We start from the raw sequence: 21,212 nt of genomic DNA, 5'->3' as shown, positions 1-21,212 counted from the left end.
TGTTAGTCGTTGCTATCAAGCGATAGCCAGCTCAAGGGGCGCTCGTCCCTTGACAGTCCGAGCGCCCTGCTTTTGCTTGGAGGAAAACATGGAATAAGGAAAAATATGAAACATGAAGAATTAAAAAAATTAGATTTAACCGATGAACAAATTGACAAGGTCATGATCCTACATGGCGCTGATGTTGAGGCAATAAAAACCAAGACAGATAAGCTAGTCAAGACCAATAAATCTTTACAGAGTCAGATTGCAGGCCAATATAAAAACGTTTAAAATATAATTGATGGTTACCTTCATTTGATAGCTCCACACTTAGGAGTTATATTACCCTTAGTAGGGCTTCTTTTTATACAAAAATATAAATTAATTATCAATTATTATTCATAATGTGCACTATAATCAGTATATATATAAGGAGGTGAAAGTAGATGGCAAAGAAATAAAAAAGACTTCAACAAGAATCAAATGAAAAAATTGCTAAAGCCTTTTGTAAATAACCAAAAGATGTGGAACTAAATTCCACTCTTTACTACCTATATAACATGACAAAAAAGAAAAAAAGTATTATAAATCAGCAATAATTGCTATCTTGCTTGGAATAATATTATTTGCAATTGGTGAATTATTATGACTCTAAGTGAAGCAAAGAAACGTGCTAATAAAAAGTGGGACGAAAAAACAAAAAAATAAAATCATATATAAATAAGTGGTCTACAGCTAAAAACTTTATCCTTAATTTAGCTACAAAAGAAGACTTAGAAAATATTTTAGAATAGGTTGAACAACGTAGGACTGAATTAAAAGCATAGAGATGTTCGCCAACTTTGTAATTAACCATTATTAATTATAAATTAATCACTTTAATCTCCTTAAATACTTTTAAAAAGCCTGTAATATCAACGATTACAAACGGTAAAAAATTAAAAATGCACTGTTTTGAATAATAAAGCGACTTTTTAAGTATAGTTTATTTTGGTATTAACAATTGCTCTATAATTTCCTATCTTTAAGTTTCGACTTATGTTAAACTATAATTGTTCAACTAGAGATTTATTTCTATTTATCGATTTCCTTATTGATAAATTTGAACATAGCTACTAAGAGAATGGTCTCTCTTAGTAGTTTTTTATGTAAGCTAAAAATTATGCAATCAAGTATCTATTTTTCTACTATTAGTAAATTTAGGCGAGGGTAAGTTGGCTAAATAATGCTGCGATTAAGCGAAAACCTAATAGAAAATAGCATTAACGTTAAAAGAATTGCGTTGATTATTGGAACTAGACTAAAGTATTTCCCATTTTTGGGAAAAAAGTGAGTTTAATTGCAACTATATGGTAAAAAGCTTATAAATATTTATAGATGATAACAACAGAGAAGAGTTTGGTTTCTGTTGTATATAAATTAGTGTACTATGAAAAGAAAAATAACAATGAACAAAATTTATGAATTTAAAAAATCAAAGGGTAATTGGACAATTAAAACAAAAATCGATTTGAGACCAAAAATAATAATTAAAACTGTAATAATAAGTCTAATTATTGCCGTAGTAATTGAAAGTATTATCAATTATAAAGTATTATAAGAAAACTTTTAAAAATAAAAAGGTGTTCTTAACATTGGTTTTATGGAGGAATTAACAGAAACTAGAAAAAGAGTAAGCAGAAAGTGTATTAGTAAGATAAATGTTCTACTGTAAAAGTCATCGTTTCATCTATCTGGAAGCAACTTCTTATCTATAATTCCTTGATATTAAAAAGCCCGCAAGATTATTTCTTTTCGGGCTTTTTTTATTTTAACGCTCACTTAATCTAACTATTGTATTTATTGTGGAAAATTATCTAAAAAGTTACTGTATTGCAGGTAGATATTAAATAAGTTTGACATAATCTATTTTTAAAGCAGCATTATATGAACTAGTAATTTGATATGAGTAATTAAAAATATTAGCTTGCCTTAGTCCACACACCAAGGCTTATAATACCTAAAAAGTATGATTAAAAAGATATTGAGGAATAAAGACATGGAAAAAGTGAAATTAAATAATGGAGTTGAAATGCCACTTTTAGGCTTTGGAGTTTTTCAAATTACTGATGCAGAAATGGTGGAAAAATCTGTCTTGTCAGCACTTGAAGCAGGCTATCGCCTGATTGATACCGCAAGTTCTTATGGGAATGAAGCAGCAGTCGGACGAGCAATTAAAAATAGTAAGGTATCACGGGAAAATTTATTTATTACCACTAAGCTTTGGGTATCCGATACAGGATATGAAGCAACTAGAAGAGCAATTAAAGAGTCGTTAAATAAATTACAATTGCAGTACCTTGATTTATATTTAATTCATCAGCCATATGGTGATGTCCATGGTTCCTGGCGTGCAATGGAAGAAGCATATGAATCAGGTATAATTAGGGCAATTGGAGTTTCAAATTTTGAGCCAGATCGTATTTTAGATTTAACGTTGTATAATGAAATAAAACCAGCTGTTAATCAAATTGAGATTAATCCATGGATGCAACAATCTAAGGCAGTTAAATTTTTAAAAGAAAAAAAGATTCAGCCAGAAGCTTGGGCTCCTTTTGCTGAAGGAAAAAATGAACTTTTTAGTAATTCTTTGTTGACTAAAATTGGTCTGCAATATCATAAATCAGTCAGTCAGGTTATTCTACGATGGCTAATTCAAAGAAAAATTGTGGTTATTCCGAAATCTGTTCATAAAAAAAGAATAATTGAAAATAGTAATATTTTTGACTTTGAATTAACAGCTAAAGAAGTTACATTAATTAATTCTTTAGATCAAAAGAAAAGTCAATTCTTCGATCATCAAGATCCAGCTGCGGTACAACGTATTTATGATATGATACAAAAAGTAGATAAAAAGGGGTAGTTTGTGAGTATTAATGAAATTAGTAAAAAGTTTGTCTTATCAAAAGATACGTTACGCTATTGGGAAAAAGTGGGGTTACTGCCAGCAATTAAGCGCGATGAACACGGCTATCGCCAATATAGCGAAATAGATCAAAATTGGATTTTTTATATTAAAGTTTTACGTAATGCGGGGATGCCTGTATCCAAACTAAAAGTATTCCTATTCAATTATCGTCAAAAAGAAACAGCGCAAAAACGGTTGAATTTACTAATTAAGCAACGTGAGCAATTAGAGCAACAACAAGCCCAGCTTCAAAAAACAATAAATTATTTAAACTATAAAATTGACCATTTTGATGATAAATTACTTACTTATGAAAAAGAAAAATTATCCTATGAACAAAAAATATAGTTTATTTTTACTTAATCAAGAACTACATAATCTTTTTGGCTGGAGTTCTGCTAAAGTAGTTCGAACAAAAAGATTATTATTTCAAATAAATCAAGGCTTTGATTCAAAACAAAAAAGAATCTACCTAATCGACTTTACCTAGCTGACTTAGAAGACACGGCTAAAGATGTATACATAAAACAAGCAATAGCACAAACATTAGAGCCACAAGACATTATCGAAATGAAACACAATTTATATAATAATATAGATACTAACTAAGATACATGCATTTACCTGATTTAGTTAACAGTAAAGATAGCCCCCCATTTTTAAATCAGGAATCAGCAATCTTAATCAAGTCGTGGTGCAAAACACCAAAAGAAGTTTATCGTTTTGTTCAGATTATTTTGAATGCCAAAAAAGCAGTAACTAAAAACATGACTAATCAAGGCTTTGAAGCTTACACAGGCTTGTTAGACTTAGAAAATTTAACCGATGAAATGCCAAAGTGGTTACGTAATTACTTTAACCGAATCCGTACAGTAGACACTGATTCGAGTAAACGCATTACTAATTACGAAGGCTATTTATATACAGCAATGGTTAATAATCTAAATAATTATGTACATTCTGCACTGTCGTCTCAAGAGTAGACTTATTTCCCACATCAAAGTAAGACCAGTTAAGTTCATCTTCAAAATCATCAAAGTTAGGTGTCTTTCCTAAAAGGTAATCAGTTGAAGTATCAAATAAGTTTGCTATTAACGTAAGCATTTTTATATCGGGTTCCCTTAACCCATATTCATAATTAGCATAAGTTGACAAGCCTATTTTTAACCTTTTAGCCGTTTTTGTTTTTGTCCATCCCTTTTCTAAACGTCTTTTTTCTAGTCTTTTACTAAAAGTTGTCATAGTTTCCTTCTTTTGTACATATTTATTTTCATTTTTAGTATATTATAATATATGATATTAGTAATGAATATAATTGTTGTCAATGAGTGTGTATTTCTACTTGATATTTTCAATTTGTGTAGTAAGGTTGAATATAATATTGATACATAAATTGAGAATATTTGGACTAAAGTGATAGAATAAAAAACATTTTTCTTTAACTTTTTTAAGCAGTTCAACAACCAGTAAACTTAAATATTTTACTGTTATTTTAGTAAACGGAATAATCTTTGGTTTGTGTCATGAGCCAAAACTAGATTGGTGTACTTTAGTATATACAATTTGTGGTATAATTTTAGCTTACGAATATACACAAACAAAAGACTTAGCCTATCCCTATTTTACACACCTAATCAACAACTTATTGGTCATGTTTGCCACACTTTAATTATTTGATAAAATCAGTAATTCTTAAAAAGTACATGATATAATTAACAATATTTTTAAAAAAGAGAACAGCTTATGATTACTCCAGAACAATTAGATCAAGCCATTTTAAATATGGATATTTGCGAACTTGACAAAAAAATAATGAATATTTCCAATCCGGATGAAGCAAAGTTTTGGAGCACAATTTATGACCGAAACTTGCAATTAAATCAAAAAGAAATTATAAATAATAAGGAATTTATCAGATGACGCCAGCGTTCTATGTGTTTGCGGGAAAATATATAACGGCTCTATCAAATGGGCATAAGAATGTATTAAAGCTGATTGTCAAGCACTACACCAAACTTCACTGCAACAATCCTTGTTACAGCAACAACTTAATAAATCAAGAGGGCTAGATCGTTAAAAGGACAGATTTAATGCCCTTTTTTGTAACTTATATTAAAGCACTTAGTTTAACTAAGTGCTTTTTTTAGAAAAAAGAAATTAAAAAATGGAAAAACAAAGCGACAAAGCAAAAAATTGATAAAACAACTATTTCTGATTTAATGAAAGATGTACAGAAATATTTTACTTCTCCAGAAAAATTTATAGAATTGGTTGATTTTTTAAATAATTTCCCGCATTATTCAATGAAAAATCGCTTACTAATTAATAGTCAAAGACCTGCAGTTGTAGCTGTAGCAAGCTTTAAAAAAATTGAGGATTTGGGATATGCAGTCAAAAGAGGAATCAAAGTTCTCGTTCCCTTTGAGTCCAAAACTTTTATGCGCAATAAAAGCAAGGTGCCCGTTAAATATGCGACAGCCGCAGAAAAAAGCAAAATTAAAAAGGGACAAATTTTCGTCTATAAGGAGCTTAGATTTGTTCATGGTAACGTATTTGACGTTACTCAGACCAATATGCCCAAAGAAAAATATCCAGAAATGTATCCTAACCGGCATTTAGACTTTGACATTAATAATCCGATTGATAAGACTAAACTTGATCAGCAGCTGGATAAATTTGCTCAAAAATTAGGGTATTCAGTTAATAGAACTCTGCCTGAAGCCGACTACAGTAATACTTTTGGAATTGCAAAGGGGGGTTACCGTGCCGTCAAAAAAGGAAATATACCTCAATCCTAGCAATACTGGGAATGAAATGACGACGACTCTAATGCACGAATTAGGGCATGCACAATTGCACAGCCTGTCTGGTTCTAAAACCAAAGATTTATCACGGCCACTACAAGAGCTACAAGCTCAAATGACTTCTTATTTAGTGGCCCAAAACTATGGCATTGATAATCGGGAGTACACTGTAGACTACATTGCTGGCTAGACAGACAACGGGAAAAAGCTTGACCAATTAAATCCAGAAATGCAAGCAAAAATTCTTTCAAATACCACTAAGGCTGCCGTTGCATGATCAATTTCATCGAAGAGCAGGAAATTGAAAAGAATATTGAGAAGCATACGACATCACAACCACTTTCTCAACTAGAATTGACAACAATATATAATCAATATAAAGGAGGACAAGAGAAAGAAGAAGAGTTAGAGCTTTAATCTATTTTGTTTAACTTTGCCTTGCCTGTACCAATATTTTATATTTATAATAATTAAATTAAAAAAATATTGACTTTTAATTCGATACATATCATAATATTGGACATACTACATTATTGGAAGTTAATAAAATGGAAAAAAGAAAAGTTATTACTTTAATGTCAAGTATGATGTTATCAGCAGTTTTCCTCACTGCCGCTAAAACGCAAACTGTAGCTGCCGATTCTGTTGAATCTGCCAATAGTGAAAAAGTTACTGATAACACAGTACAAGCCTCTAATAAAGGAGCAGAAGCAAAACAGGCTGCTATAAACACAGCACAAGCTTCTAATAGAGAAGTTAAAGTAAAACAGGATATTAAAGCTGGACAAGTTCCTGATGAAGCCGTTACCCATTATTACGCTCGATGGCACATACAGCAAGTACAGGATATTTTCCAAAAGAAAAAGAAAAATGGCGCGTAATAGATACAACTACTGGTTCTAATGGATACTTAATGCAAAGCAATAAAGGGATTATAGATACGTTGTAACTAGATCTCCCACACAAACAGTTTTACATGTAATGAAACAAGGTTGGGGAGATGCTATGAGTAAGGGCTTTGGATTCGGGCATAACTGATGAAAGTGGTTTTATATGAACAAAGAAAAAAGTGAAACTATTTTATTTAATGAAATAAATTATTGTTTACAAGGCATCATTACGACAAAAGAAAGAAAAATATTTCTTAATATAAAAAAGCGTTTAGAAAAAAAAGAATATTTTCCTGCTATAGTTAATTCTCTCAAAATGGAACTAACTCCTCTTGCTATTCGACAAGAGTTATCAGATAACGGAAGAAAGATTTATCGATTATTACTTGATCCACAATTCCCTGCAGACAAGGGGTTGGGCATAGGATTAGCAACAATTTTTGGTGGACATGTAGGCTAAGTATTAACATTTATTGTATAAACAGAATATCAACGATTGAAACCTAACAACAGTTAGGTTTTTTGCTTGGCTAAAAAATGCTCTATTTTGAGACATTTTACCGAAACTTTAGGCAATTTTAGCAGTTTCATTAATTTAATTCTCTGTTGTTCTGAGAAAAATAGCTACGATATTGTAGCAATATGCAATTATTTATTGGGGCAAAAGTTGTCGATTAGAACAAGAACCAATGACCCAAAAGCAGTTGGCAGCTATGTACGCTAAACAGCAAGACATAATTCAAGATGAAGGTCTAGAACTTTAACAGATATACGCTTCGCATTAAGACACTTCCATAAATGGAATAAATATTTCCAAATATGGTATAATATATTTAGGAAATAATTTTAGAAATGAGCATTTTAAAATGAGCGCAACAATTACAAAACTACTGAATAATAAACACGTTTCGGTAAGGGAAGTTGCCGAAAAGAGTCACGTTTCAGAAAGTACACTAAGAAAAGCAATTGCTAGGCCTATTGAAGCTTGGTCAATCAGAATTCTTGACGCCTTTGCGGTCGGTTTAGATAAAAGAGCGGGTGATTTATTAAACATGTTAAAACCACAATCATATAATTTAGAAATTGATGATGACGCGCAGACCATTCAGGGCGTCTTTATACCAGATAAAGAAATGTATTTTGAAATCCGGGGAGTAGTAGAAGCTAGTCATTTAGAGGGCTGGAACCCCACTAAGGAGGATATTCAAGCCGTTCTGGACGGAGTTGTAAATCCTGATCCAGAAGAAGTTAAGGAAATTGCTGCAATTTGGGATAGTAACAATGAGTGACTGGATACAAGATACGCTGTACCCTAACGGCGTTTTGAAAAACAAATATCATATTCGGGATCAGCAAAAGCTTGAACAAGTAGAATATCTTCAAGCAACGCGCAGAGCAGCAATTTTTCTCCACTCCAAGCCCCAAATTAAAAATATTCAGGATATAAAAAAGGTTCATAAAATCATGTTTGGCCGTTTATATGATTGGGCCGGAAAATACCGACCGGGTAATTTCCAAAAAAACGGTTATGATTTTTTTGACCATTCAAGATTTGGGTATGCGGAAACCAATATTAATAGCATCATGCATAATCAGCCCGAAAAGAGGGCTTTAGCAGCTGAGGATTACACTAAACTATTAGATGAAATCAATTTTATGCACCCGTTTAGAGAGGGCAACGGTCGGAGCTGTAAAGTTTTTCTTTCTGCCTATGCAGCAAACCATGGCCAAGTGATTGACTACCCACGAAAAAATGAAGAGATGATCCAAGCGCAAATAGACGCTGATGTGGGACGAATTGCGCAATTAATTAAGATTCAAAATATGCCTAGCCGAGAGAATGCTTTTACTATATTAGCTAATAGGTATGGCAAAGAACAACAGGCGTTAGATTAAGATGAAGGCCTTGAATTAGATTAAAAAGCAGGATAAATCAATTGAAGTATGAAGACAAATTTAGGCTAACGCCTGAAGAAAATAGACGCTTTGCCAAAACCAATCTAACCAAATTGGTCTTCACTAACTCACGCTTTGAAGGCCTGACTACCACCATGCCGCAAACCCAGACAATCATTGATGGCCTGGGTGTTGACGGCCTTCCAATCGATGATATTAATATTATTGTTCAACTTAAGCGTGGCTGGCAGTTTGCCATCAATGAAAAAAAGCCCCTAGACTTAAACTTTAAAAAGAAGATTAATAAGATTGTTGCACGCGATACGGCGGCCTTTCCAGGATATTTGCGTAATGGATCATGCGGGGTGGAAACTTACCGAGGTGAGTTTGAACCACCTATGATTGAAGAGGGCCAAGAACAGGAGTATTTAAAGCAGCTGTTAGCCAGTAATCATACTGCTACCGATAAGGCACTAACCCTGATGTATCACAATATGCGCCAACAAATGTTCTACGATGGCAACAAGCGGACCGCCACAATTGCGGCTAACAAGATAATGATTGATAACGGAGCCGGTATGATTAATGTGCCGCTTGACAAATGCCCACATGGCAGAAAAAGCTGGCTGATTATTACTTTTCAAATGACATGACCGACCTTAAGGACTGGACGTATCAAAATGGTATTTCTGGTATGGAGCCAAACTTGCAGGCGCGGGCGGAACATAAAAGTCAGGAATTATCCGCTAATGAAGAAAAAGAAACTATTGCCGAATTCAAAAAAATGCTCAAAGCAGCTGCATGGAGCAAACAGGGTGAAGGAGAGCATGGTAGACAAACACATGATAGCCAAGCTGAACTTGCCAAAAAATACGCTGAACAACAGGAAAAAGAGCAGCAGGAACTGGGCAACGATGGACTTGAGCTTTAGTTGGCCCAAAATATTAATTTAATTAAGAAGGTATCACAATGGAATACGGGGGAAAATTAGCCGCAATTACAAACCTAAAAAACAAGATGGATACTTACAGACCTTTATCCCCGCTTGAAGTTAAGCAACTCGAGCAAAATATCAGAATTGAACACGTCTGGTCTTCTGCTGCAATTGAGGGCAACACAATGACCGAAGCCGAAACTGCCGAGATTCTTAACGGCGGGCTCGGTGCAACTATTCATGGGAAAACCATTAGGGAAACGCTGGAGATTATTAACTTAAACGAAGCGTACAGTTATATTCTGGATTTGGCTGTTTTCGAAGATACAAAACAAAATCATTTATTTACTCAATACAAACCTTAAATCCGAATATATTAAGAAGGCAACTTTTAAAAAGGTTAATACTAATAAAGAGATTTCTACACTAATTAATGATTTCAAATTAATCGAAACTAATTATTTTAACTTACTTATTCAAATTGTTTCTGATTTTTGTATGGCTGCATTTTCGACATTTTTTGTACTGAAGCTTAATCTTTTACTAGGAACAGTCTTTATTATTTTTGCTATACCCCAAATATTTATCCCAAATATTTTTCAGCCTGTCTTGTTACGACGTTCAGCCAAATGGTCGAATAATAATAGCGATTTTGTTGAACAAATACGTGATTTAATGGGTGGTCGGGATACCGTACTGCGTTATTGTGCATTTGCTCCAGCTTTCAAAAAAATTAAGCAACAGCTCTCTGTAACAGAGCGGTCTCATCAGAAAATGAATAACTCTAGAATAGATGTTCAATTAATATCTTGGATATGGTCCATAATTGCTCTATTCGTACCAGTTGCTCTAGGATTTTTCTTAATGAACACTGGCAAACCCGTTACGATTTCAATCATTCTATCTATTTATTTAGCAAGCAGTCAGGTAATGCAGCCTTTAAGAGAAGCTATAAATGACTTTGCTTCTATAAAAACAACCAAAATGATTAGAAAGACAATTGAACAAACACTTGCAAGTGAAATTGATCAATTTGATGAAAAATTTGAAATCAATACTAATACTTCACCAATTTTAAAAAAGATATACAGTAACGATATTACCTTCTCTTTTGGTAACAAGATAATTCTAAAAAATGCTATGATCACAATTAATCAAAACGATAAAATTTTGTTAGCAGGCGCCTCGGGTATTGGTAAGAGTACCGTTTTCAATTTATTGATGGGTTCACTTAAGCCGTCAAAAGGCAAAATAATTTATACTACTAAAGATGGAGAAACAGCTCTTGATCCAAATGATTTTGCTCTAATTCAACAAGATCCATATATTTTCAATGATACTATTCGCTACAATTTAGGCTTAGGACTGAGATTTTCAGATCAGATTTTAGAATCATGTCTAAAAGAGGTCAATTTAGATAAAGAACTTGGCAGTAAACCATTAGATTATGTTTGTAAAGATGGTGGTAATAATTTATCGGGAGGTCAACGTGCTCGCCTAGAGATTGCTCGTGCTCTAGTTTTTGATAGGCAAATTATCTTGGCGGACGAAATTGATGCAAATTTAGATCCTCAAAATGCCGTTCAAATAGATAATTTGCTTGCAAACATTGATAAAACAGTGATTATGATTTCCTATCATATTAATAGTCGGCAAGCACAAGATTTAGGATATAAACAATGGCTATTAACCGATGGTAAATTAAAAGAAAATATCTCAAATTAGCGCAGCAGTAATCAATATATCATTTAGATTAGTAGCAGCTTTATCGACTCTTTATTAAATATAGTTGATAGAATTTGGTAAAGTTTTGCTTGAGTATCAGGTCACTAAAGCGATATGACCCCCGAAATTGAAGTGCTCCATAATAGTTAGACATTAATCTGACTATTAGGAGCACTTTTTTAATGACTAAATATTCAAGTGATTACAAAATTGAAATTTGCAGTAAATACTTGTCTCCCCAAGAAACTTTAGCTAGTTTAGAGCGGGAATACGGCGTTGATCATACCGAGATTAGAGCATCTGGGCTTAACGCAAAGGGAATTTGCTAATCTGGTAAACAAGCCGCAATCAACAATTGCAAGAATTGAAAATGGCTCGTTTAACGCTTTCACTATGTTGCTAAGCGAAATTGCTCAAGCGGCCAATAGAAAAGTAAAAATTGAATTCACGCATGCTTAATTTCATATTGAATCTAAAAGAAAAAGTAAATTTATAGCTTTTTTCTACTATCTCTTAAAGTAGTTAGTCCAATAGAGCGTATTCTATTGTGCTTAAATAAAATCCGGAGTACATTTCTATCTAATATTTATTAAATGAAAATAAATTGTTGCATTTACTTTTAATAAAATTCACAGTACAATATTTTGAAATATTGCAATGGATTTCTGATGATTCAAAAATGAATAGAAAATTTTTTAAGTATCAAGTATAATCGCTGCGGCAGGAATTTTTACTGCAACAGAACCACAAATCGTTGTAGCAGCCACAACACCAGTTGTACAAGTATCTGACAACCAGGTTGAAACAAAACAAACTATTAAGGCTGCACAGGAACCTGATGAATACGTTAATCTATTACGTGCGGCAAATGTAACAAATACAGGATATTACCCAAAAGCAAAAGAAAAATGGCATGTAGTAGATACAACTACGGGTTCTAATAGCTACTTAATGCAAAGCAATCACGGATACTATCAGTACGTTGTCACTAGAACTCCATGGGAAACTGTTGGTCATGTTATAGCACAAGGATGGCAAGATGCTCTAGGTAGCGGGTTTGGATTTGGCAGTAATAGATATAGTCATTAAAATCAAGAGGTACTACTAGTGAAACGAGAGAAACCGAAAACTGTATTGTTAGCTGAAATTAATGCGTGTCTTCAGGAACCTATTTCAGCAAAAGAAAAGAGAATTTTTCTTTTAGCCAAAAGATACTTGGAAAAGAAAAAAATATCTTTCTGCTATAGTAAGTTCTCTTCAAAATGCATTAACTCCGTTGGCAATTCGTGAAGAATTATCTGATGGTGGTAAAAAAATTTATCGGTTATTACTTGACCCCAAATTTCCTGGAAAACGAAGATTTGGGGTAGGAATAATGTCACTTTTTGGAGGATGAGGATAAAACTTAATTGATTCGTAAATTTGGCGTATAACTGTATAATATTGAGTACTAATAAGAGTCCGTTGTGTCCCATAGCGAACTTTTTTAGTTCAAATATATAAAAAAAGTACTAGAAAACCATTTAAGCTCTTGTCCGCCATTTTATTTAGCTAGGTGATTACACGTAAATTGCTTTTAAAACTATAAGCTTTTTATTGTTCAATTAGTTATAGTTTATAGCTCTATTTGTTATTAACTTTTGGTTAAACTCTTGTTTCTATCTGTTCAAGAATGTTATGATTGAGAACGTGTTTTTTAACCAATGACTTTTAAGAAAAGGTAGGATAATACATGAAATTTGAACCAAATACAAATGTATTTAAAATAAATTGGTACATTAACCAAATGCAAGGTTGGAGTTTTAAAACTTATATGCTCTTAATGCTCGGAATTGGTGTGATTATTGGCACAACAATCTCTGCTCCAATTAATTTAATTACATTTGTAACAATGATCGCGGCAATTATGGGTTTTACTTGTACGTTAGCAATCACTAATGCTAAAGCAATCAACGGGGTATTAGGATTACTATCTTCAATTATTTACATCATAATATCAATTACAGCTAAAAATTATGCCAACATTGTTTTGCAAGCATCATATATTTTTCTGTTAGATTTGCCAGTCTTATTATTGCCAGCTTGGAATAAAGATGCCGCAAAACATATTCGCGGATTGAATGCTTCTAAATGGCTGTTAACGTTTTTCTTTTTTGTTGTAACTACTGGATTGCTATATTTAATGGATACAAAAGTTTTTATTAGTCCTAGACCTTTAATTGATGCAGTTGCAGGTGCAATTGGTTTAACTGGTTCACTTTTGTGTACCTTGCGGTTTCGGGAGCAGTATTACTTTTGGACAATTCAGGGTATCTTATCCGTTGTTCTTTGGGGAGTAACGGCTTTTCAAGGAGATGCTAATTTAACTTTATTTTTTACTTACATTTTGTATTTGAGTAATGATTTATTAGCGTTTACTGATAAGCATACTCATTGGTTCCATTAAAAATTAGCTAATCGAAGAATCATAAGTAAAATAGTCTGCTACTTCAATTTTATAATTTAAAAAGAATAAAAATTTTTTAAGAGAAGTAAATGACACTAAGAAAACCACTAGTGTGTTGAAAATATTTTTTGCGTGAAACGATAGTTATCTTAAAAGGCAGTCCCTTAATAATGGGACTGCCTTTATTTAGTTAAATATTTTTTGACACTTTTGATTAAAATTTTGGTTGCTCCCTTACCAGCTTTATCATCATAGTACGAACGATAACGTTTATCACACTGATAACTATTAACAATACTTAGATGAATTTCCGGAGAATAATTTGGCATAATAATTTTAAGCCAAGTTTGATGATTTTGAAAAATTTGCTTACTAAGTTTATTTTCTTCTTCAGGATGACTAATTACGGTTTGCAAATCACGTACTAAATCGGCCTCAGTTTTTTTTAGTTTATTGAATTTTTCTTCTGCAAATTTATCAGCTTTTTTTGACATATTTCTATTTCTCCTCATAATTATATCTATAACTACTATAGCAAGATTATTTTTAAAAAAACATGTTTTGAATTAATAGATTAATGGTAATACTAACCAATATTAGTACATGTATTTTATTTTTAATTAAAACTAGCGTTACTATTGTAAGTCAAGGGACTATTTTACTAGTTTGATTGCTATTTAAGTTGACTATTTGTTTTAAAAAAGCGATAATTTAATAACATACGTAACTTAATTACTGCACAAGTAGACGAACTTATTTTAACAAAAGTAAGATAGTCAAAGTTGATAATATCATTGTGAAGATATTTAAACTAATAATAGCAATGTAAATAATTTAATCAGATGAGTGCTAATCAAGTATAAAAAACTTTTCAGAGAATATAACTAACTGTACTGATATGACTGATAATATGAACTGTAAACAAAGTGATTTAAATTTTAAAAAAGCAACAAAACAGACTAATCTTTTTGTAAAAGCTTCGAAAGCAAAACGTTTAATTTTTAATTACGTTTGGAATGAAATACCAGTTTTTTATAATGATGTTTCAAAAGTTTTAACAATTCCAGGTGGTACAGAAGTCTCTCCTACAATTTTAAATAATCCAAAGCAAATTTATTCAATTTTTGGTGCTACTGGTCAAAATAATGTTAAACAAATCAAAATAATTGGAAAGCTAAAAATAATTGGTTCTGCTGAATACATGTTCAGCTATTTAAAAAAATTGACTCTGATTGATGGTTTAGCAAATATCGACACTACTGAAGTTACAAATATGAGTGGGCTATTCAATTATTGCTGTAATTTAAAAACTATAGACGTAAGTAACTTTGATACGTCAAATGTCACTAATATGCATGGGATGTTTGGCAATTGTTATAATTTGACTAGTTTAAACATAGAAAAATTTAACACAGCTAAAGTAACCGATATGGGTGAAATGTTTTCTGGTTGTGCAAATATTAAAAAACTGGATTTAAGCCATTTTGATATGAGAAGCATACCACGATTTAATCAAGCGCCAATTGGTTCCGATGATCAAAGTACATTTGCAATGCTATCAGGTATGACCAAACTGAAAATTTTAAAATTAAATAATAATTGTGATTTAAAAAATTCAAATATGGATGGCTGGCTATATCGGGAAGGAGTAAATTATGGCCAACCAGTAGATAGTAGATGGGTCAATTTGGATGGAGGAACCATCACAGATGCAAAGGGCTCTAATATTTGGTATCCATGCGAAATGTCGACCAAATATCAGGTAGGACAAGATACCGATACCTATATTCGTTTTGGTATTGTGACGACTCAATACCGAGATGAGGATGGCAATGTTTTGGCGCCCAATCATGTTAGAATGGGTTTAATCGATGAACAATATACTGACGTTTCAAGTATTAACATTTCAAGCTATGTGATTAAAAATATAATCGGCGAGACAAGTGATCGATTTACGGATAGAAAAAATAAAGTTATTACTTTTGTCTATACTAAAGCACAGGTTTTTATTCAATTTGTAGATGAAATTGGGGCAAAAATTGTAGCTGACGAAGTTTTAAAGGGAAAAATTGGTGATGAGTATCACACCCTAGCAAAGACAATTCCTGGTTATACTTTGAAAGAGATTAAAGGTTCAGTTTATGGTTACTTTACTAAAATTCCGCAGTCTGTTGCTTATGTCTACAGTAAAAAAATTAATGATGCAATAAAAGATGAAGTAACTAAACCAAAACTAAATAATAAATCAAAAGATACTATAAATGAGTTATCACCTAAAACTCGAGCAAAAAAACGTGAAAATATAGCGGTGCTTTCTTTAGGAGGGACATTGTTATTATCTGTAGTTAGTATTTTCTGGTTAAAGCATAAAAAATTAAGACGCTAATTCTTTAATCTGTAAAGTTAGATCTTAACTATAAATTATTATTGCTAATCGTTAAAAATAAAATTAAAATTCAGTTGACAAGATTAATTTTAAGTGCTAAATTAATAAACAATTAAATATTAATACATCTTGAAAAGCAGAGTAGCTATACTTTTTACTAATAAAGAGAGCTGGGGATATGGTGAAACTCAGTTAGTAAAAGTTAGTGAACATGGGCTTGAAATGATGTCTATTAGTGATATTTAGCTAGTAGCGGAGTTGCGTCCGTTAAATTTGCAAGCTATTGTTTGATAGCTAATGAGGTTTATTACGTGAGTAATAAATGAAATTAAGGTGGTAACGCGAAGCACTCGTCCTTTTGCTAAGGACGAGTGCTTTTTTGCTTGTTTAATTTTGGAGGTTGTAAAATGACAAAAAAAAATAAAAATATTATCATTGGATTAATTGCTATAGCAATAATCGGTATTGCTGGTTGGTTTAGTTTTAGTCAAAATAAGACTACTAACAATAAAAAAAGTCATGTAGTTACAGTTGGAATTGTAAGTTCGACTAAAGCTAAGCAGGACATTTGGGATCATGCAGCTGCTTTAGCAAAGAAAAAGTATGGTGTAACTATTAAAATTAAAAGTTTCACTGATTATAATCAACCCAATAGTGCAGTTAAGGATGGCGATATTGATTTAAATGCTTTCCAACATTATGCTTTTTTAAAGGCATGGAATAAGGCAAATCATAACGGTGTGGTTGCAATTGGTAGAACTGAAATTAATCCAATTAGACTATATTCAAAAAAGTATCACCAATTAAGTCAGTTGCCTAGTGGTGCAACAATTGCGGTTCCTAATGATGCAACTAATGAATCTCGTGCTTTGTTTGTTTTAAAAAATGCTGGTTTCATTAAATTACGTCCAGGCAAGGCCCTGGTTACAATTGCTGATATTGTTAAAAATCCTAAGAAGCTAAAAATCAAGGAAGTCAGCGCTGATCAATGTGGTCGAGTAGTTAGTTCCGTAGATGCAGCAGTTGTTAATAATGACTTTGCTCGTCCAGCCGGTCTTGGTAAAAAGGAAACTATTTTTGTTGAACCAGTAAATAAGGATTCCTTGCAATGGGTTAATATCATCTGCACACGTAAAGGAGAAGAAAATAATAAAGATTATCAAGCGGTAGTTAAGGCTTATCAAACTGCTGAAACTAAAGCATTAATTAAAAAATATTACGGTGATGCAACAATACCAGCTTGGGATGTTAAGTTTTAATAAACGGGGATAAATTTAATGGCAATTATTGAATTAAAACATGTAAATGTCGATTTTGCTAATCATACTGATAAAACGGTTCATGCTGTTCATGATGTTAATTTATCAATCGAAAAGGGGACAATTTTTGGCATTGTTGGCTTTTCTGGAGCGGGTAAATCAACTCTGGTAAGAACAATTAACCTATTACAAAAGCCAACAGCGGGTACAATTAAAGTTAATGGTACAGAATTTATCAAAGATGGTCAGCAAATTATTACTAATAAAAATTTACAAATTGCTCGTAGAAAAATCGGCATGATTTTCCAAAACTTTAATTTATTAAATGAAATTACAGTTATTGAAAATGTGGCTTTTGCCTTAAAACACTCTGGACTGAAAGAAAAAGAGATTAACGCCAAAGCACTACAACTATTAGAATTAGTTGATTTAAAAGATAAAGCAAATTTTTATCCGATTCAGCTCTCAGGTGGTCAACAACAACGTGTAGCTATTGCAAGGGCGCTAGCTAATGAACCCGATATTTTGATTTCAGATGAAGCTACTAGTGCGCTTGATCCTCAAAATACTCAACAAATTTTGTCTTTATTAAAAAAATTGCAACAAGAATTAAATTTAACGATTGTGCTGATTACCCATGAAATGGCAGCAGTAAAACAAATTTGTGATCAAGTCGCATTAATGCAGTTGGGTGAAATTGTTGAGCAAGGGAATCTGCATGATATAGTGCTTAGGCCACAATCTGACTTGGCAAAAAGTTTTGTCGGCGGTTCAGGTGCAGTAATTAATACCTTGAAGTCCTTAAAATTAGCTGAGTTGAAAGATAATGAAGTAATATATCAACTTGTCTATAGTATGGCTAACGTTACTAAAACAATCGTGATTGACCTATATCGCGAAATAGGCGTTGAAGCCAGCATGTTATATGGTAACGTAGAACTTCTTGATGGGGAACCAATTGGCACATTGCTGGTTTTAGTTAAAGGTAATCCAACTAAGCAAGAAGCAACGCTTAAATTTCTTAAAGAAGCAAATGTAACAGTTACTAGATTAGATGAGAAGGGGAATTTGTATGGTTAGTTGGTTCAGCAAGATTTTTCCAAATGTTGTAAATTTAGGCTGGTTAGGTGATACTGGCTGGGGGACTAGCATTGGTCAAACACTTTATATGACTTTTTGGTCGGCTATTTTTGGGGGACTTTTAGGCATCATTTTTGGTATTGTCTTGGTATTAACTAATAGTAACGGTATCCGGCCTAACCATTTTTGGTTTAATTTTTGTGATAAAGTGGTATCAATATTTCGTGCAGTCCCATTTATCATTTTACTTGCCTTTATTGAGCCAGTTACTGAGAAAATCGTAGGAACCAAGATTGGAATTAGAGCAGCTCTTGTCCCTTTAACTTTGGGTGTTTTTCCTTTTTATGCTCGTCAAGTACAAGTAGCATTAGAAAGTGTCAGCCATGGTAAAATTGAAGCTGCTCAAAGTCTTGGGGCAACTATTTGGGATATCATTTTTACTGTTTATTTGAAAGAAGCACGCTCAGAATTAATTCGAGTATCAACTGTAACAATCATTAGTCTAATTGGGTTAACGGCGATGGCTGGAGCAATTGGCGCAGGTGGAATTGGCAATACAGCTATTTCTTATGGCTATACTCGTTATGATAATGATGTCACATTTATAGCTACTGTACTAATAGTAATTATGATTTTTATTGTACAAGTGGTAGGTGACTTTTTTGCCAAGAAATTAAATCATCAAAATAGATAAGATTTATAAAAAAAACAGCGACTAAAATCGCTGCTTTTTTTATAAATCTTATTTAACTGCATCTTTTAATGCCTTACCAGGCTTAAATGCAGGTACCTTAGTTGCTGGAATAGTTAAAGTCTTACCTGTTTGAGGATTTCTACCTTTTCTTTCTGCCCGGTCACGAACTTCAAATGAACCAAAGCCGATAATTTGTACTTTTTCACCTTTAGCCAAGTTCTCCTTAATTGATTCAATTAAGGCATCGATAACCTTTTCAGCATCTTTCTGCTTAAGTTCTGTCTTCGCTGAAACTTCTTTAGTAAGCTCAGATTTATTAATTGAAGCCATATTTCCTTCTCTTTTCTATAAAATTTATTACTAGTCAAAGCAAGTTCGCAATAAACTATACGTAAACTTTGTAAAGCATTGTCTCACTTACCCTTTGACAACTTTTATTATTTTAGCACAGTTAGCTAGTCCTTCAATAGAAAAAAGCTAAATCTTATAATTATTTTGGTTCGCAAGTATTCTTTTAACCATTTGCTGATAATTAAGATAAAGTACTTTGAAATGTGTATGATTCTCTTTTTGCCAAGGCTTGGGTTTACCACAAAAATGTAAGATTGAAGTGTTTGCCATCACCCATTCGGTATTTATCTTGCCCGCACTTTTTGCTAAATAAACTGAATACGCACGTGCATCATAGTTCCAATTAATTTCTGGAATTTTTAAGATATTTTGCCCGTATAGATAATTTAAAATATCTTGATCTGGTAAAATTAAAATATTATGATATTTTTTGATTGTAGAAGATATAGCACTTAAACTGATTTTTTCTCTCATTTTATCTAAGTCCATTACCATAACACCAGAATTAAAATAGCTATTCTTTGTTCCCAGTCTAATACTATTGATGGAACTCATAATGTCTGTTAAGCCCTCATGAACTGCTGCAGCAAATATTTTTTTATTTAAGTTAATGTGCCATAAGGGCTTAATTGAATTAATGATTAGGATATCTGGATCTAAATAGATAATTCGATGCAAACTGGCAGGTAGAATTTGCCCTGCTAGAAGCCGAAAATACATTTCTTGCGGGTAATCATTGAAGTTAAGCAATGATTTTGAAAAATCAATCTTTTTATTAATTGTTAATGGTCGTAGTTCTATGCCTATTTTTTTACTAAAAATTTCAAGTTGCTTTAAAGTCCGTGCCTCAAGGTTAATATACAGTAGCCATACGCAAAATTCACTATCTGGATTATTTAATTTTAAAGAGTAGAGCATAACTTCTAATGGATGTACATAATTTTGATCAATTGTAACTAAAATTTCAATTGTTTCGGTAAATTTTTGTTTCATTATTATCCTCTTTCAAGAGAAATTGACAATATTTAAAAGATGAGACTTATTTATTCATATTTCAAGTTATTATAAAAAGAAAGTTGTATAATATGTTTAGTTCAATTTAAAATGTTAACGAGGTTTAAGTATGAATAAAAAAATATTAATTAGTTTTGTCGGTGTAGCATCTGCCCTTATTGGCTTAAGTGCTAGTATACCAGTATCAGCAGCTGAGGCGAATAGTCCAGTGGCAGGTAAAACAGAATTAGAAGCAAGTAATTCTTCTAAGACACCAGTGACGGATGCGAATAAAACTGATAATAGTAGTAATAAAACAGCTACTGAGACTCCGAAATCTACAGAAAAGCCTAATGGTAATGCTATTGCTTTAATGGGTAAAACGGTTAGATTAACTCGAAATTCTTATGTTTATGATAAGCACGGTAAAAGAGTAAAGAATAAAAAGTTGAAAAAAGGTTTAATTGTTGGTATTAGTAGTTTTACTACTGTAAATGGCAAATCCCTAATTGGCTTTAATAATAAAGAGAATCAATTTATCAAACCAGCTAATGTGAAAATTTTAAAGGCGGTTAGATACAGAGTTAAGCGAAATGCTTTTGTCTATAATGCAAAAGGAGTAAGGGATTCACGTTATTATATAAAAAAAGGCAAAAAAGTAGTAGTATTTTCAACTAAGAAAGTCAAGGGAATTAAACTTGTTGGTATATCAGAAAAGCAATTTATTAAATGGGCTGATTTGGATCCAAAAAGTGCAGAAGTTTTAGCTGAATAAATATTTATTATAGTAAAAAGGGTAGTAAACCATTTATGTTTTACTACCTT

At 32.3% G+C, this 21,212-nt stretch carries 28 protein-coding genes, 2 pseudogenes and 1 other annotated feature; of the genes and pseudogenes, 26 read left to right on the top strand and 4 right to left on the bottom strand.

The annotated features are described in order from the left end of the window. The first annotated feature begins 105 nt into the window (after positions 1 to 105). The 5 genes from F5ESL0233_RS08260 to F5ESL0233_RS04335 all read left to right on the top strand — a co-directional run bounded on the left by F5ESL0233_RS08260 (position 106) and on the right by F5ESL0233_RS04335 (position 3,912). Positions 106 to 273 carry a hypothetical protein gene (locus F5ESL0233_RS08260; protein WP_158593125.1) on the top strand — a complete coding sequence of 56 codons (168 nt, stop codon included), beginning with the start codon at positions 106 to 108 and terminating at the stop codon, positions 271 to 273. A gap of 1,747 nt (positions 274 to 2,020) precedes the next feature. Continuing rightward, entirely contained in the window at positions 2,021 to 2,884 is an 864-nt protein-coding gene (locus tag F5ESL0233_RS04350; protein WP_122058938.1) for an aldo/keto reductase, read from the top strand. Between the two features lie 3 nt (positions 2,885 to 2,887). Further along, the gene (locus F5ESL0233_RS04345) at positions 2,888 to 3,277 is read left to right on the top strand and encodes a MerR family transcriptional regulator (RefSeq protein WP_122058936.1); all 390 of its coding nucleotides are present in this window, start codon (positions 2,888 to 2,890) and stop codon (positions 3,275 to 3,277) included. After that, positions 3,261 to 3,419, top strand: a complete 159-nt coding sequence (locus F5ESL0233_RS08310) for a hypothetical protein (RefSeq protein ID WP_199692574.1) — start codon at positions 3,261 to 3,263, stop codon at positions 3,417 to 3,419. The genes F5ESL0233_RS04345 and F5ESL0233_RS08310 overlap by 17 nt, the downstream gene beginning before the upstream one ends. 124 nt (positions 3,420 to 3,543) lie before the next feature. Beyond that, positions 3,544 to 3,912: a hypothetical protein gene (locus F5ESL0233_RS04335; RefSeq protein ID WP_122058934.1), complete on the top strand. Its 369-nt coding sequence runs from the start codon at positions 3,544 to 3,546 to the stop codon at positions 3,910 to 3,912. Here F5ESL0233_RS04335 and F5ESL0233_RS04330 read toward each other — a convergent pair. Further along, positions 3,863 to 4,171 (bottom strand): helix-turn-helix domain-containing protein, encoded by a 309-nt coding sequence (locus F5ESL0233_RS04330; protein ID WP_122058933.1) that lies wholly within the window; start codon positions 4,169 to 4,171, stop codon positions 3,863 to 3,865. The two genes, F5ESL0233_RS04335 and F5ESL0233_RS04330, sit on opposite strands and share 50 nt — an antisense overlap. A 238-nt stretch (positions 4,172 to 4,409) precedes the next feature. Between F5ESL0233_RS04330 and F5ESL0233_RS08525 the strand changes: the two are divergent. From F5ESL0233_RS08525 to pnuC, 16 genes and pseudogenes are all read left to right on the top strand, one after another. Next, a pseudogene (locus tag F5ESL0233_RS08525) lies at positions 4,410 to 4,598 on the top strand (type II CAAX prenyl endopeptidase Rce1 family protein); the annotation flags it as partial. Positions 4,599 to 4,672: 74 nt separating this feature from the next. Then, positions 4,673 to 4,849, top strand: a complete 177-nt coding sequence (locus F5ESL0233_RS08255; protein ID WP_158593124.1) for a hypothetical protein — start codon at positions 4,673 to 4,675, stop codon at positions 4,847 to 4,849. Between the two features lie 299 nt (positions 4,850 to 5,148). Continuing rightward, entirely contained in the window at positions 5,149 to 5,727 is a 579-nt protein-coding gene (locus F5ESL0233_RS04320; RefSeq protein ID WP_122058931.1) for a hypothetical protein, read from the top strand. After that, positions 5,693 to 5,923 carry an ImmA/IrrE family metallo-endopeptidase gene (locus F5ESL0233_RS04315; protein WP_122058930.1) on the top strand — a complete coding sequence of 77 codons (231 nt, stop codon included), beginning with the start codon at positions 5,693 to 5,695 and terminating at the stop codon, positions 5,921 to 5,923. Before F5ESL0233_RS04320 ends, F5ESL0233_RS04315 begins: the two co-directional genes overlap by 35 nt. An 83-nt stretch (positions 5,924 to 6,006) precedes the next feature. Continuing rightward, entirely contained in the window at positions 6,007 to 6,150 is a 144-nt protein-coding gene (locus F5ESL0233_RS08250) for a hypothetical protein (RefSeq protein WP_158593123.1), read from the top strand. A gap of 131 nt (positions 6,151 to 6,281) precedes the next feature. Further along, positions 6,282 to 6,614: a hypothetical protein gene (locus F5ESL0233_RS04310; RefSeq protein ID WP_122058928.1), complete on the top strand. Its 333-nt coding sequence runs from the start codon at positions 6,282 to 6,284 to the stop codon at positions 6,612 to 6,614. Between the two features lie 172 nt (positions 6,615 to 6,786). After that, the gene (locus F5ESL0233_RS04305; RefSeq protein WP_090092102.1) at positions 6,787 to 7,083 is read left to right on the top strand and encodes a bacteriocin immunity protein; all 297 of its coding nucleotides are present in this window, start codon (positions 6,787 to 6,789) and stop codon (positions 7,081 to 7,083) included. Positions 7,084 to 7,489: 406 nt separating this feature from the next. After that, a complete protein-coding gene (locus F5ESL0233_RS04300; RefSeq protein ID WP_090092101.1) occupies positions 7,490 to 7,912 on the top strand; it encodes a helix-turn-helix domain-containing protein in 423 nt (140 codons plus the stop codon). Beyond that, a complete protein-coding gene (locus F5ESL0233_RS04295) occupies positions 7,905 to 8,519 on the top strand; it encodes a Fic family protein (RefSeq protein WP_090092100.1) in 615 nt (204 codons plus the stop codon). Before F5ESL0233_RS04300 ends, F5ESL0233_RS04295 begins: the two co-directional genes overlap by 8 nt. A gap of 41 nt (positions 8,520 to 8,560) precedes the next feature. Continuing rightward, positions 8,561 to 9,219, top strand: a pseudogene (locus F5ESL0233_RS04290) (Fic family protein); the annotation flags it as partial. 269 nt (positions 9,220 to 9,488) lie between these two features. Beyond that, the gene (locus F5ESL0233_RS04285) at positions 9,489 to 9,818 is read left to right on the top strand and encodes a hypothetical protein (RefSeq protein WP_090092099.1); all 330 of its coding nucleotides are present in this window, start codon (positions 9,489 to 9,491) and stop codon (positions 9,816 to 9,818) included. A 133-nt stretch (positions 9,819 to 9,951) separates the two neighbouring features. Further along, positions 9,952 to 11,178, top strand: coding sequence for an ABC transporter ATP-binding protein (locus tag F5ESL0233_RS04280; RefSeq protein WP_122058927.1), 1,227 nt, complete (start codon positions 9,952 to 9,954; stop codon positions 11,176 to 11,178). Between the two features lie 182 nt (positions 11,179 to 11,360). After that, complete coding sequence (locus tag F5ESL0233_RS08245) at positions 11,361 to 11,507, top strand: hypothetical protein (RefSeq protein ID WP_158593122.1); 147 nt, start codon at positions 11,361 to 11,363, stop codon at positions 11,505 to 11,507. Continuing rightward, positions 11,455 to 11,637 carry a helix-turn-helix transcriptional regulator gene (locus F5ESL0233_RS04275; protein ID WP_090092097.1) on the top strand — a complete coding sequence of 61 codons (183 nt, stop codon included), beginning with the start codon at positions 11,455 to 11,457 and terminating at the stop codon, positions 11,635 to 11,637. Before F5ESL0233_RS08245 ends, F5ESL0233_RS04275 begins: the two co-directional genes overlap by 53 nt. Positions 11,638 to 11,886: 249 nt before the next feature. Then, complete coding sequence (locus F5ESL0233_RS08450; protein WP_370448347.1) at positions 11,887 to 12,267, top strand: garvicin Q family class II bacteriocin; 381 nt, start codon at positions 11,887 to 11,889, stop codon at positions 12,265 to 12,267. A 643-nt stretch (positions 12,268 to 12,910) separates the two neighbouring features. Next, positions 12,911 to 13,624 carry a nicotinamide riboside transporter PnuC gene (pnuC, locus tag F5ESL0233_RS04265; protein WP_122058924.1) on the top strand — a complete coding sequence of 238 codons (714 nt, stop codon included), beginning with the start codon at positions 12,911 to 12,913 and terminating at the stop codon, positions 13,622 to 13,624. A 182-nt stretch (positions 13,625 to 13,806) separates the two neighbouring features. On the opposite strand, the gene F5ESL0233_RS04260 is transcribed toward pnuC, so the two are convergent. Next, a complete protein-coding gene (locus tag F5ESL0233_RS04260; RefSeq protein ID WP_158593121.1) occupies positions 13,807 to 14,118 on the bottom strand; it encodes a TipAS antibiotic-recognition domain-containing protein in 312 nt (103 codons plus the stop codon). A 416-nt stretch (positions 14,119 to 14,534) separates the two neighbouring features. On the opposite strand from F5ESL0233_RS04260, the gene F5ESL0233_RS04255 reads away from it, so the two are divergent. The 4 genes from F5ESL0233_RS04255 (at position 14,535) to F5ESL0233_RS04240 (ending at position 19,043) form a co-directional block, all read left to right on the top strand. Continuing rightward, positions 14,535 to 16,010 (top strand): MucBP domain-containing protein, encoded by a 1,476-nt coding sequence (locus tag F5ESL0233_RS04255; RefSeq protein ID WP_158593120.1) that lies wholly within the window; start codon positions 14,535 to 14,537, stop codon positions 16,008 to 16,010. A gap of 120 nt (positions 16,011 to 16,130) precedes the next feature. Continuing rightward, positions 16,131 to 16,371, top strand: a binding site (T-box leader). A 46-nt stretch (positions 16,372 to 16,417) separates the two neighbouring features. After that, entirely contained in the window at positions 16,418 to 17,269 is an 852-nt protein-coding gene (locus tag F5ESL0233_RS04250; protein WP_090092089.1) for a MetQ/NlpA family ABC transporter substrate-binding protein, read from the top strand. A gap of 18 nt (positions 17,270 to 17,287) precedes the next feature. Continuing rightward, positions 17,288 to 18,349, top strand: coding sequence for a methionine ABC transporter ATP-binding protein (locus tag F5ESL0233_RS04245; protein WP_122058921.1), 1,062 nt, complete (start codon positions 17,288 to 17,290; stop codon positions 18,347 to 18,349). Next, entirely contained in the window at positions 18,342 to 19,043 is a 702-nt protein-coding gene (locus tag F5ESL0233_RS04240; protein WP_118897863.1) for a methionine ABC transporter permease, read from the top strand. Before F5ESL0233_RS04245 ends, F5ESL0233_RS04240 begins: the two co-directional genes overlap by 8 nt. 48 nt (positions 19,044 to 19,091) lie before the next feature. Here the strand turns inward: F5ESL0233_RS04240 and F5ESL0233_RS04235 are convergent, their stop codons facing one another. Beyond that, complete coding sequence (locus tag F5ESL0233_RS04235; protein ID WP_090092084.1) at positions 19,092 to 19,373, bottom strand: HU family DNA-binding protein; 282 nt, start codon at positions 19,371 to 19,373, stop codon at positions 19,092 to 19,094. 147 nt (positions 19,374 to 19,520) lie between these two features. Continuing rightward, positions 19,521 to 20,387 carry a glycosyltransferase family 8 protein gene (locus tag F5ESL0233_RS04230; protein WP_122058919.1) on the bottom strand — a complete coding sequence of 289 codons (867 nt, stop codon included), beginning with the start codon at positions 20,385 to 20,387 and terminating at the stop codon, positions 19,521 to 19,523. 130 nt (positions 20,388 to 20,517) lie between these two features. Here F5ESL0233_RS04230 and F5ESL0233_RS04225 point away from each other — a divergent pair, with 130 nt between their 5' ends. Next, positions 20,518 to 21,162: an SLAP domain-containing protein gene (locus F5ESL0233_RS04225; RefSeq protein ID WP_122058918.1), complete on the top strand. Its 645-nt coding sequence runs from the start codon at positions 20,518 to 20,520 to the stop codon at positions 21,160 to 21,162. The last annotated feature ends 50 nt before the right edge of the window (positions 21,163 to 21,212 follow it).

The sequence above is a fragment of the Lactobacillus sp. ESL0233 genome (genome assembly GCF_003692995.1).
Taxonomy (GTDB): Bacteria; Bacillota; Bacilli; order Lactobacillales; family Lactobacillaceae; genus Lactobacillus; species Lactobacillus bombicola.
The sequence above is the reverse complement of the archived record's forward strand: the minus strand, read 5'-3'. Positions and strand labels throughout refer to the sequence as shown.

Bases quoted from the DNA above. Each gene is read 5' to 3' on its own strand.
- F5ESL0233_RS08260 (WP_158593125.1), top strand. From the start codon at position 106: ATGAAACATGAAGAATTAAAAAAATTAGATTTAACCGATGAACAAATT.
- F5ESL0233_RS04350 (WP_122058938.1), top strand. From the start codon at position 2,021: ATGGAAAAAGTGAAATTAAATAATGGAGTTGAAATGCCACTTTTAGGC.
- F5ESL0233_RS08310 (WP_199692574.1), top strand. From the start codon at position 3,261: ATGAACAAAAAATATAGTTTATTTTTACTTAATCAAGAACTACATAAT.
- F5ESL0233_RS04335 (WP_122058934.1), top strand. From the start codon at position 3,544: ATGCATTTACCTGATTTAGTTAACAGTAAAGATAGCCCCCCATTTTTA.
- F5ESL0233_RS04330 (WP_122058933.1), bottom strand. From the start codon at position 4,171: ATGACAACTTTTAGTAAAAGACTAGAAAAAAGACGTTTAGAAAAGGGA.
- F5ESL0233_RS08255 (WP_158593124.1), top strand. From the start codon at position 4,673: ATGATTACTCCAGAACAATTAGATCAAGCCATTTTAAATATGGATATT.
- F5ESL0233_RS04320 (WP_122058931.1), top strand. From the start codon at position 5,149: ATGAAAGATGTACAGAAATATTTTACTTCTCCAGAAAAATTTATAGAA.
- F5ESL0233_RS08250 (WP_158593123.1), top strand. From the start codon at position 6,007: ATGATCAATTTCATCGAAGAGCAGGAAATTGAAAAGAATATTGAGAAG.
- F5ESL0233_RS04310 (WP_122058928.1), top strand. From the start codon at position 6,282: ATGGAAAAAAGAAAAGTTATTACTTTAATGTCAAGTATGATGTTATCA.
- F5ESL0233_RS04305 (WP_090092102.1), top strand. From the start codon at position 6,787: ATGAACAAAGAAAAAAGTGAAACTATTTTATTTAATGAAATAAATTAT.
- F5ESL0233_RS04300 (WP_090092101.1), top strand. From the start codon at position 7,490: ATGAGCGCAACAATTACAAAACTACTGAATAATAAACACGTTTCGGTA.
- F5ESL0233_RS04295 (WP_090092100.1), top strand. From the start codon at position 7,905: ATGAGTGACTGGATACAAGATACGCTGTACCCTAACGGCGTTTTGAAA.
- F5ESL0233_RS04285 (WP_090092099.1), top strand. From the start codon at position 9,489: ATGGAATACGGGGGAAAATTAGCCGCAATTACAAACCTAAAAAACAAG.
- F5ESL0233_RS04280 (WP_122058927.1), top strand. From the start codon at position 9,952: ATGGCTGCATTTTCGACATTTTTTGTACTGAAGCTTAATCTTTTACTA.
- F5ESL0233_RS08245 (WP_158593122.1), top strand. From the start codon at position 11,361: ATGACTAAATATTCAAGTGATTACAAAATTGAAATTTGCAGTAAATAC.
- pnuC (WP_122058924.1), top strand. From the start codon at position 12,911: ATGAAATTTGAACCAAATACAAATGTATTTAAAATAAATTGGTACATT.
- F5ESL0233_RS04260 (WP_158593121.1), bottom strand. From the start codon at position 14,118: ATGTCAAAAAAAGCTGATAAATTTGCAGAAGAAAAATTCAATAAACTA.
- F5ESL0233_RS04255 (WP_158593120.1), top strand. From the start codon at position 14,535: ATGAACTGTAAACAAAGTGATTTAAATTTTAAAAAAGCAACAAAACAG.
- F5ESL0233_RS04250 (WP_090092089.1), top strand. From the start codon at position 16,418: ATGACAAAAAAAAATAAAAATATTATCATTGGATTAATTGCTATAGCA.
- F5ESL0233_RS04245 (WP_122058921.1), top strand. From the start codon at position 17,288: ATGGCAATTATTGAATTAAAACATGTAAATGTCGATTTTGCTAATCAT.
- F5ESL0233_RS04240 (WP_118897863.1), top strand. From the start codon at position 18,342: ATGGTTAGTTGGTTCAGCAAGATTTTTCCAAATGTTGTAAATTTAGGC.
- F5ESL0233_RS04235 (WP_090092084.1), bottom strand. From the start codon at position 19,373: ATGGCTTCAATTAATAAATCTGAGCTTACTAAAGAAGTTTCAGCGAAG.
- F5ESL0233_RS04230 (WP_122058919.1), bottom strand. From the start codon at position 20,387: ATGAAACAAAAATTTACCGAAACAATTGAAATTTTAGTTACAATTGAT.
- F5ESL0233_RS04225 (WP_122058918.1), top strand. From the start codon at position 20,518: ATGAATAAAAAAATATTAATTAGTTTTGTCGGTGTAGCATCTGCCCTT.